This window comes from Kitasatospora sp. NPDC048298, from assembly GCF_043201465.1.
GTDB lineage: Bacteria > Actinomycetota > Actinomycetes > Streptomycetales > Streptomycetaceae > Kitasatospora.
The window spans coordinates 48,064-58,109 of record NZ_JBICYZ010000059.1 but is presented as its reverse complement, the minus strand read 5'-3'; the positions used below and the strand labels follow the sequence as shown (position 1 = coordinate 58,109).

8 protein-coding genes are annotated in these 10,046 nt (G+C 74.1%); 2 read left to right on the top strand and 6 right to left on the bottom strand.

Annotated features, from left to right (window positions below; all coding sequences use genetic code 11):
• Window positions 1–427 precede the first annotated feature (427 nt).
• On the bottom strand, window positions 428–1,432 hold the full coding sequence (locus ACGF0D_RS32965; protein WP_392922542.1) for a phospholipase: 1,005 nt from the start codon (window positions 1,430–1,432) through the stop codon (window positions 428–430).
• 486 nt (window positions 1,433–1,918) lie between these two features.
• On the opposite strand from ACGF0D_RS32965, the gene ACGF0D_RS32960 reads away from it, so the two are divergent.
• Window positions 1,919–2,302: a peptidase inhibitor family I36 protein gene (locus ACGF0D_RS32960; protein WP_392884260.1), complete on the top strand. Its 384-nt coding sequence runs from the start codon at window positions 1,919–1,921 to the stop codon at window positions 2,300–2,302.
• A gap of 67 nt (window positions 2,303–2,369) precedes the next feature.
• Here the strand turns inward: ACGF0D_RS32960 and ACGF0D_RS32955 are convergent, their stop codons facing one another.
• On the bottom strand, window positions 2,370–3,740 hold the full coding sequence (locus ACGF0D_RS32955) for a (5-formylfuran-3-yl)methyl phosphate synthase (RefSeq protein ID WP_392922539.1): 1,371 nt from the start codon (window positions 3,738–3,740) through the stop codon (window positions 2,370–2,372).
• A 260-nt stretch (window positions 3,741–4,000) separates the two neighbouring features.
• Here ACGF0D_RS32955 and ACGF0D_RS32950 point away from each other — a divergent pair, with 260 nt between their 5' ends.
• The gene (locus ACGF0D_RS32950; protein ID WP_392922536.1) at window positions 4,001–6,265 is read left to right on the top strand and encodes an HAD-IIB family hydrolase; all 2,265 of its coding nucleotides are present in this window, start codon (window positions 4,001–4,003) and stop codon (window positions 6,263–6,265) included.
• Between the two features lie 76 nt (window positions 6,266–6,341).
• Here the strand turns inward: ACGF0D_RS32950 and ACGF0D_RS32945 are convergent, their stop codons facing one another.
• Genes ACGF0D_RS32945 through ACGF0D_RS32930 form a run of 4 tightly spaced genes read right to left on the bottom strand, consistent with a single transcriptional unit; the run spans window position 6,342 to window position 10,007 of the window.
• Window positions 6,342–6,926: a hypothetical protein gene (locus tag ACGF0D_RS32945; protein ID WP_392922533.1), complete on the bottom strand. Its 585-nt coding sequence runs from the start codon at window positions 6,924–6,926 to the stop codon at window positions 6,342–6,344.
• Window positions 6,923–8,317: a hypothetical protein gene (locus tag ACGF0D_RS32940; protein ID WP_392922530.1), complete on the bottom strand. Its 1,395-nt coding sequence runs from the start codon at window positions 8,315–8,317 to the stop codon at window positions 6,923–6,925. The genes ACGF0D_RS32945 and ACGF0D_RS32940 overlap by 4 nt, the downstream gene beginning before the upstream one ends.
• Window positions 8,314–9,123, bottom strand: a complete 810-nt coding sequence (locus ACGF0D_RS32935) for an ATP-binding cassette domain-containing protein (protein ID WP_392922528.1) — start codon at window positions 9,121–9,123, stop codon at window positions 8,314–8,316. The genes ACGF0D_RS32940 and ACGF0D_RS32935 overlap by 4 nt, the downstream gene beginning before the upstream one ends.
• 56 nt (window positions 9,124–9,179) lie before the next feature.
• Window positions 9,180–10,007 carry a zf-HC2 domain-containing protein gene (locus tag ACGF0D_RS32930; protein ID WP_392884268.1) on the bottom strand — a complete coding sequence of 276 codons (828 nt, stop codon included), beginning with the start codon at window positions 10,005–10,007 and terminating at the stop codon, window positions 9,180–9,182.
• Between the last annotated feature and the right edge of the window lie 39 nt (window positions 10,008–10,046).

Below are 10,046 nucleotides of genomic sequence, written 5' to 3'. Positions count from 1 at the left end.
GGGGGTGGGGGCGGCCCGGCGGGCCGTGGGTCCCGCGGGGGCCCACCCGGCGCGGGGGCCCGGGGGGGGGCGCGGCCCCCCGGGCCCCCCCCCCCCCGCCGCCCCCCCCCGCCGCGGCGGACGGCGCGGTGAGGAGGGTCAGGGCCAGCGCCGCCAGGGCGGCGGCCGGCTTGGCGGCGCGGATCACGATGGTTCCCCTCGGGTGTTCGGCAGGCCGTCGGGGCGACGCTAGGCGGCCCGGCCGACCGGGCACATCCACCGAAGGTACCGGCCGACGGCGTCGAACTGCGCCTTCCGGTCTACGACTTGAGGATCACACCCCCGGGTGCCGCGTTCGGCCCGGGGGTGTGGACGAGAAGACGGAACCCCCGGGTGGGCGCCCGGCCGAGCCACCGCGCCGCCCTCCCGGTCCGCCGCTCCGGGCCGCCTACCTGAACAGACGGTCGCCGGCGGTGGCCATGCGGTGGGTCCCGCTGTGGCGGTTCACCCAGTCGCGTACGAGGTTGACGGCGTTGGCGCACTGCCAGCTGTTGTCGTACTCCCGCACGCCGGTGAAGGCGCCGTAGCCCGCGATGATGCCGTCGACCTGTGCGTCGCCCAGCAGCTTGTCGACGTACCACGGGTCGTTGTAGGTGGTCGTCCAGGAGAGGGTGGCCGCGAGCCGTCCGGCGGCCCGGTCGGCTGCTCCCTTCTTCAGTTCCGCGCAGGTGTTGTAGGTGGCCTCGGTGCAGTTGCCGAAGCCCTTGGTGATGTCGCTGTCGCCGTAGTCCATCGCCCGGCGGCCGGCCGGGAATCCGGCGCCGGACTTGGCGAAGGCGCTCTGCACCTGGTCGCGGGTGCCGGTGGTGGTGATGCCCTCCAGCGGGCCGAGCTTGCCCTCCAGGCTCTTCCAGCCGCGGCCGCCGACGTCCGGGGCGCTGCCGCCGTGGTACTCGTAGAAGCCGTAGAGCACCTGGATGCCGGCGGCCGTCAGCCGCTGGGCCTTGTCGCGCAGCCCGGCGACGCTGCAGGTGCGGTTCGGCTCCTCGCCGCAGTAGTTGGGGTCCTTGATGTCCAGCCAGACCAGCGACAGCCGGCGGCCCGCGTTGGCGTTGGAGAGGATGCGGTCGAGCATGCTGTCGAAGCCGGGGCCGAGCCGGTTCTCGCCGGCCGAGGAACAGTCGTGGTAGGCGCGCCACTCGTTCGGGTTCCACCAGGCGCAGACGTCGATCTCGATGGCGTTGGCGCCGTGGTTGATCGCGGCGTCCACACCGTCCAGGGTGTCGACCCGGTGCGCGATGGCGTAGATCGGGTGCCGCTGGTCGGCGGCGGCCGACGGGGTGGCGGCGGCCGCCGTGGTGCCGTACGCCGTGGTGCCGATGATCCCGCAGAGCGCCGCGGTGAGGGCCGGCAGCATCCGCACCTGCGCACGGCGCCGGTGGTGAGTCGTCACGAGGGTACTCCTTCGTCGGTGTGGCAGTTGTCTGTGTTCTGACAACCGATATCACCAACTGTCCGTTGACGTACGGTAAATGGGCACTGAACGAGGATGCGCGCAAGGCCCGCACATCGGTCGGGTACGGCCGGATCCGGCGGGTGGGCATCGACGTGGTGGCGGTCGGAGCGCCCGCGGAGACCCTCCGCCGTCGAACAGACGGCCTCTTCTCCTGCCCCAGCCGCCTCACCCGGACCACCGTCCCGGTGAGCGCCCGCGGAGTCGAATCCCTGCCCGAGCCACGATCAGGTGCCCGGGGTCCGTTTCCGTCATTTCTTCGCACACGCAGCTGTCCGCTGCCACGGCGTGAAAGTCTGAACTGGCCACCGGGTGAAGGCGCCGACGAGGGTGAGGCACCGGTATGCCCGTTCCGCCCTTCCCGCGCCCCCGTTCACCCGGAACCGCTCGATCGAATCGCTCGACCGAACGCCCGAAGGAGACGTCATGCCCGTCGTTCGCAGGTTGCTGCTCACGGCCGCGGTCCTCGCCACCACCGTGATCGTCGCCCCCGCCTCCTCCGCCCAGCCCGTCACCCTCTCGGCCTCCCACTCCGCCGCCACCAGCCCCCTCGCCCGCCAGCCCAGCTTCCACGCCTTCAGCGACACCGGCTTCTCCGGCGCGGACCGGTGGTTCTCCGGCAACGACGGGGCCTGCACCTACGTCGGCGACAACTGGAACGACCGGATCCGCTCCGCCCGCACGGAGGGCGGCGACCGGGTCGAGCTCTGGGACAACTTCGACTGCACCGGGGGGTCGATCACCATCGACGGCTCCGGCTACCGCAGCATCGGCGCCTGGGTCAGCGCCTACCGCGCCCACCTCGGCTAGCCACTCCCCCACGGCACCGAGACGGCGGCTCGTCGACCGGGACAGGAAGCGACGAGCCGCCCGGTGCTCAGCCGAGCGGGGAGAGCACCCCGTAGGCGTCGGCCGAGTACCCGGCGAGGTCGGGGTGGCGCTTGACCAGGCCCGCCACGTCGTCGAGCGCCCCGGGCTGCTCCGCCATCCGCTGCGGCACCACCAGCCGGCCGCCCTGCTCGGGCGGGACCAAGCCGCCCACCAGGGTGCGGCGGACGGTCCGCTCGTGCCGGGTGCCGCGGCCGGTGCCGCCGTACGGGTCCCGGGCCAGGGCGCTGACGCCGCCGCGGGCGGAGAGCTGGTCGAGCTCCGGGACGAGCCGCCAGACCTGCTGGGCCTGGTGGCTCTGCAGCGAGCCGGCCAGGTTCGCCTCCATTCCGTGGGCGTGGCAGAGCTCCACGAAGAACCTGATCTCCTCCAGCGAGAGGATGCCGGTCCTGGCCAGACCGTGCCGGTCGGTGTCGTGGCGGTCGAGGTCGACGAGCTCCGGGCTGCCCGCGGTGGAGACCAGGCCGATCCGGGCGACCTTCAGCAGGATGCTGGTGTCCACCATGATCGCGTCGGCCCCGGCCGCCGCGCTGGCCTCGACCATCGCGCGGATCGCCTCCCGATCGGTGCGACGGGCCGCCGTCAGGCCGTAACTGCCGTGGGCGAAAGGCTCGTTGACGGCGACGAAACCGCCGGCCGCGTCCGCGGGCAGGGCGCCGGAGGCCCTGAGCTCGGCCAGGTCCGGCCGCCGACTGCCGAACAGCGGCCCCCCGTGCGCGTCGAGCAGCGCGTCCGCGTACTCGGCGAGGTCGAACGCCCCGGGCGTGGACGGCTCGCACGGGTAGTACTCCCGCAGGCCCACCAGGGCGCGCCGCACCTGCGGCAGGGTCTTGCGGGAGTCCCACAGGTCGAGGTCCTGCGCGAACAGCACGGACATCACCCGGGTGTGCGACAGCTGCTCGGTCCGGCGCAGCGTCGACGTGATCTCGCCGAGCACGTCGGCCAGTTCGCCGACCCGCATGCCGTCCAGGCCGACCTTGACGATCCCGCAGGGATGCACCCGGGTGCCCATCGCCAGTGCGACGCCGAGGGCCGCCTGCGACGCCTTGCCGATCCGCTCGTAGGTCGACTTGGGCAGGGCGAGCCCGTTCTCCGCCCGCCGGAAGAGCAGTTGGTCCTCACCGATGTTGGTGCTCAGCTGGACGGGCAGGTCCCGCCGGGCGGCCAGCACCGCGTCCGCGATGTCCATGATCCGCCGCGGCTTGATCGTCCCGAGCGCGCTGCGCGGATCCTCGCTGTCGATGATCCGCGCGCCCCCGAGGACCGCCTCCCGCGCCTCCTGCGGATCGAAGACGCTGACCAGCAGCCGTCGATCCGCCCCGACCTCGCCGGGTATGCCGGGCATTCCGATGGTCGACACCGCTCCCCCTCCGAGAACTGACCGTCCGTTCGGGGGTCAGTCTCGACCGGCGGAAGACCGCTGCCGACCGATCGGTGACCGACTGCCACTCGAAGGAGTGAATCCGCTTGACAACCGGCCACCGTGAAGCCGTCAACGGCCGGTCGGATCAGGCGGGTTGACCCCGCTCTCCGCCCGTCGCGCGCGGGCCCTCGTACGGACGGAGATCAGTGTGATGTGAACACTTCACCACACGGCGTGATCGTGTTAGCGTCCCTCGGATGTCGAGGATTCTGGTCACCGATCTGGACGGCACCTTACTCGGCGGCACCCGGGACGACCGGCGCCGGTTGCGCGACGCCCTGGCCCGCCATCCCGAGGTGACCCTGGTCTTCGCCACCGGGCGCGGACTGGCCTCCGTCCGGGAGGTCCTCCGCGATCCGCTCGTCCCGAGGCCCCGCTGGATCATCGCCGACGTCGGCGCCACCGTCCTCGACGGCTCGGACTTCACCCCGGTGGACCCGGTCCAGGAACACCTGCGGACCGGCTGGCCGGGACCGGACCGGGTGCGCGCCGCGCTGCGCCGCTTCCCCGCGCTCGGCTACCAGCACGGCGTCGTCCAGGACGGGCGCTGCTCCTACCACCTCGCCCCCGAGCGGCTCACCGGCGAACTCACCGCGGCCGTCGAGGCGCTCGGCTGCACCTGGGTCTACTCGGCGAACCGTTTCTTCGACGTCCTTCCGGCCGGAGCCTCCAAGGGCAACGCCGTACGGGCCCTGGCCGGGAAGCTGGGCTGGAAACCCGAGGAGATCCTCGTCGCCGGCGACTCCCTCAACGACCTCTCGCTGTTCCGGGCCGATACGCACGCGGTGGTCGTCGCCGGAGCCGAACCCGCGCTGCTCGCCGCCCTCGCCGACAGTCCGCTGCTGCACCGCCCCGGCCGGGCGGGAGCGGCCGGCATCCACGTGGCGCTCCGGGCGCTCGGCTGGCTCTCCCCCGAGACCGAGCCCGGGACCGGGACCGAGCCAGAGCCCCAGGCCGAGCCCCGGACCGAACCCGGGTCCAGCCCCGGTCCCACCCGCTCCGCCGTCGAACGCGGCGCGGGCCGGCACTCCCTCGTGGTGGCCTACCACCGCCCGCCGCTGCACTGGAACGGCGAGGCCTGGCAGCCGCCCAGCAGCCCCAACGGCATCCTGCCCACCCTGACCAGCGCCTTCACCGACGGCCTGCCGGGCGTCTGGGTCACGGCACAGGTTGGCGACGGCCCTCCCGAGGGCCCGCACGGCAACGCGTACGGCGACCGCCCGCACCCCGCCGGGCTGCCGCTCTCCCCCGTACCGCTCGACACGGACACCTGGACCGGATACTTCCACCGCGCCTGCAAGGAGACGCTGTGGCCGGTCCTGATGTCCGAGCCCGGCCGGTCGGTCTTCGACGAACGCGCCTGGGCCGACTACCGCACGGTCAACGAGCGCTTCGCCCGCCACATCGGCGCCCGGGCCGCGCCCGGCGCCACCGTCTGGCTCCACGACTACAACCTCTGGCTGGTCCCCGGCCTGCTGCGCCGCGCCCGGCCCGACCTCAGGACCGGGATCTTCCACCACACCCCCTTCCCGGCCCCGGAGGTCTTCGCCACCCTCCCGGTCGCCGCCGAACTGCGCGACTCCCTGGCGCGACTCCACTGGGCGGGCTTCCACACCGAGGACTTCGCCGAGCACTTCCGCCGGACCCTGGCCGGCCTGCCCGATCGGCCGCGCACCGGCGTCCACCCGCTCGGGGTCGACCGGCCGGCCATCGAGAGGCTCGCCGTCGAGAGACACACCCGCCTCCGCACGCCCCACCGCGATCCGGCGGCCGGCCGGGTGGTGCTCTCGGTCGAGCGTCTCGACTACGCCAAGGCGCCGATCCAGAAGGTGGAGGCCGTCGACCGGCTGCTCACCCGCCGGCCCGGACTGCGCGGCCGGCTCACCTTCCGGCTGGTCTGCCCGCCGCCCGAGCCCGGCATCACCGCCTACGACACCACCCGCCGGCAGCTCGAACAGCGCGTCGCCGAGGTCAACGCCCGCTGGCGGCAGGGCCCCTGGCAACCGGTCGACCACGTGCCGCGCGCCCTGTCCACCACCGAGGTCGTCGACGCCTACCTGACGGCGGACGTGCTCTGGGTGACCTCGCTCCAGGACGGGATGAACCTCACCGCCAAGGAGTTCATCGCCGCCCGGGCCGCCCTCCCGCACCGCGAGCCCGCGCCCGGCGTCCTGGTGCTCTCCCGCCACGCCGGCGCCGCGGCCGAACTCGGCGGGCCCGCCCTGCTCACCGACCCGCACTCCCCCGAGGACCTCGCCACCGTCCTGGCCCGCGCCCTCGACCTCACCCCCGCCGAACGCCGGGCCCGCATGGAGCGGCTCGCCGAACTCCTCGGCCGGGAGCGCCCGGCGGACTGGGCCGCCCGGATCGTCGCCGCCATCCGGGACCACCCCGCCGAGGTCGGGCCGCCGAGCACCCGGCCCATCGCCACCCCGCGCCCGCAGACCGCGGGGTGGCCCTGAGCGGGATGGCCCTGACCCGAAGCCACCCCCGGCTCGCCGGTGTCCGGACGGGCTCGACAGCCGGCGGGCCCGCCCGTCAGCGCCGCGGGCCGGACACGGCGTACAGCGTGCCGCCGATCACCAGCAGTGCCGCCGCGGTCCAGGTGGACGCCGCCGTGCCAGGGGGATAGGTCATCCAACCGACCACCTTCCCCACGGTGCTGGGCGGCAGTGGCGGAACGAGGACGGCGAACGCGAGCCAGGCGGTCGGCAGCGTCCAGGCGAGGTGCGCCCCGCAGAGCACCGCCCCGAGCGCGGCAAGGCCGACCAGGCCCGCGCTGTCCCGGACGACGACCTCGGTGGGGACGAACCTCGGGCCCACCGCCTGGACCGCCAGCAGTGTCGCACCGGCGACCGCGCCGACCAGCACCGCGTGCGCCGCCCGGCGGGGCGCCCACCGGATCGCGGCCGTCCGGTCCAGTGCGGGGTCCTGACCGCCGAACCCGACGGAGCCGGCCGCCACGCCGGCGGCGAGCACGAAGAACGCGGTCGGGTCCATGGCGTCCGGCGCACCCGTGGCGCCGCCCCGGGCGAAGGCCCACACCGCCGACGCGAGGAGAATGACCGCCGCGGCGGACACGGGCACCTGACGTGAACGCGCGTACAGCATCAGCCACCTCATCGCGGCACACCCGCCGCGGGCAGCTCGCGCAAGCGCGCCGTGCAGGACAGGGCGGCCGTGCGCAGCCCGGCGATCCGCGAGCGCTGCTCGGCCGGTGCCAGCGCCTTCAGCTCCCGCCAGGCGACGTCGGCATTCGCCCAGATCCTGCGCGAGTACTCGTCGGTGGCCTTCTCCTCCATCGGCTGGAGGGCCGGGTCGCCGAGGGCCCAGCTCGCGGCGATGCTCCGGAGCGCGACGTCGTCCTGTCCTCCGCCCTCCCGGGAGGTCCGGGGGTGGCAGCTCGGTGCCAGCCCCTCGGCGACCAGCGCGCGGGTCAGGTCCCGGCCGGTCGCGTCGGCGAACAGCTGGTCGTCGAAGTCGACCAGCACCGCGTCGCCGGGGAGGGAGCGGGGATCGCCGAGCGCGCGCAGCGCGGTGTCCTGCCGCACCGAGGTCGGCGCCCTGTCGCCCAGGACGTCGTGCAACACGCCCAGTGCCTCCCGGCCGCGCGGCGCGAGCTCGGCCAGGTGCGACCGGCTCGCCTCGGTCACGCACACCGGCCCGTCGCAGACCGGAGCCGCGGCGGCCCTGTCGACGACGTAGGTGTCACGTGCGGCGGCCGGCAGGACCAGCAGGGCCACGGCCGCGCCGGCCAGGGCGGGGGTCACCGCGAGCAGCCGGGCCCGGCGGGTGACGGCGGCCAGCAGCGCGAGGCCGGTGGCGAGCAGCCCGAGCAGCCAGATCGTCTGGCCGAGGTGCACGGAGCCGGACAGGGTCAGCAGCATCTGGCGCGGGTCCCCGGTCACCGGGGACAGCAGGCCCAACCGGTTCGGCCCCCTGGTCGACGGCACCTCCCCTTCGATCCGCACCCGCAGCATGCCCGTCACCGCGAGGCAGGCCACGACCAGGGCCGGCGGGGTGAGGACGAAGGGCAGCGTCCGTGCGACGCCCATGCCGAACACGGCGGCCGCGACGAGTCCCAGGACCGCCACCAGGGAGATCGGCAGCCAGCCGAGACCCGTGTAGGTGGTCGGGCCGAGGGCCACCTGTACTCCGCCGGCAAGGCTGAGGAGGCCGAAGCCCGCCGCCAGCGCGATCGCGATCGCTCCGGCCGGCACCGCCGCGCGGCGCCAGGTCGGCAGCGGCGTGGTCGCCAGCAGTTCGGTCATCCGCGAGCGGGGTTCACGCAGCCCGTACACCGCTCCCATGCCGACCACGAGCGGCAGCCAGAAGGCCAGCAGGGAACGGGTCCACAGAGCCATGGTGGTCCACTGGGCCGTCCACCCCGCGGTGCCCTTCCACCAGATTCCGTCGATCAGGAAGAAGATCGCCAGGCTGCCGCCCAGGACGACGGCGCCGGCCCACGGGGCGGCCGAGCGCTTGAATTCGGTGCGCAGCACACGTCCGTTCACCAGGCGCTCCCCTGCTGTCCGGAGTCGCGGAGCAGTGCCGAGTAGCCGCGCTCCAGGGGGCTGTCGCCCGGGTGCTCGGTGCCGCCCGCGGCGGCCAGCTCGTCCGGCGTGCCCTGGAAGACGAGGCGGCCGGCGGCGAAGAGCACCACGTCGGAGCAGGCGGCCGCGACGTCCTCGACCAGATGGGTGGAGACGACCACGCAGGTGTCGCGGCCCAGTTCGTTCAGCAACTCGCGGAAGCGCAGCCGCTGTGCCGGGTCGAGGCCGGCCGTCGGCTCGTCCAGCAGCAGCACCGTCGGGGAGTTGACGATGGCCTGGGCGATGCCGGCCCGCCGCACCATGCCGCCGGAGAGGGTCTTCATCCGGTGGTCGGCGCGGTCCGCCAGGCCCACCCGTTCCACGGCACGCTGGACGGCTTCGGGGATGTCCTTCTTCGGGACCTCCTTCAACCAGGCCATGTACTCGACGAACTCGCGCACCGTGAAGCGCTTGTAGTAGCCGAAGTCCTGCGGCAGGTAACCGATGCGGCGGCGCAGGGCCCGGTGGTCGCCCATCCTGTCGAGGGAGGTGCCGAGCATCTCCAGTTCGCCCTCGGTGGGGCGCAGCACCGTGGCCAGTGTCCGGATCAGGGTGGTCTTCCCCGCTCCGTTGGGCCCGAGGAGGCCGTGGGCGCCGAGGCCCAGGGAGAGGTCGAGCCCGTCGACGGCCATCCTGCTCCGTCCGACGCGCACCCTCAGGCCGCTGGCCCGGATCTCCCAGGCGTAGGTCTTCGGCGCGGTGTCGGCCGCGCTCGTCACGGGTGTCATGCGGTGGTCCCTTTCAGTGGTGGAAACGGGTTGCACAGCGGGTTGCACAGCGGGTTTCACAGCGTCGAGTAGGCGTTCCTGCGGGCGATCACGGCGCCGGTGCCGAGTGCGAGGAGCAGCCCCCACACCGGCAGCCGGTCCGGCTGCAGGGCGAGTCGCAGCACGTCGGGGACCCGGCCGGTGACCGACGTGGGTACCAGGACGACGACGCCCCACGCGGCCGCCAGCCCGACGGCGGCGCGGGTCACCCCGACCACGCTGCCCAGCGCCAGAGCCGTGGAGGTGAAGGCCAGGGAGGGCAGCAGCCACTGCGCGGCCGTCGTGGTCCCGGTCAGCCATCCGCCCAGCAGGAGCACGGGCAGGACCAGCACGAGGACCGAGGTGGTGCGCCTGAGCAGCAGGGGCAGACCGGCCCTGGCGGTGGAAGCGGTCAGTTCGTGTGCCGGGTCCAGGCCGCTCGACCACGACACGGCGACACCGCACAGCGGCAGCACCGGCGCGATCAGCGCCACCGGTGAGGTGCCGCCGAAGACCTCCGGCGGCGCGGCCGCGTCCAGCAGCAGCGCCATCAGGGTGACCACGGCCGTCATGGCCAGCCACGGGGCCATGACCGGCGTCAGCCAGGAGGACACCCAGCTCGGGCGGCGCCACCGCGCGGGCGCCGTGACGGCGGCGTCCAACTGCGGTGCCAGACCGGCGCGGACGGTGTCCACCAGCGCGGCGATGTCGGGCGCCCCGGTGGCCACCGCGGCAGCCAGGCGGCTCCGGCAGGGCGCGCACGCCTCCAGGTGGGCCTCCAGTGCCCAGACCGTGTCCGCCGCGATCGTCGCGTCGCCGCGCGCGTAGTCGTCGATCAACCGCCCGGAGGCGTGTTCCCCGCTCATGCGCCCACCTCGCTCCGCTCGACAGGCGCTTCGCGCAAC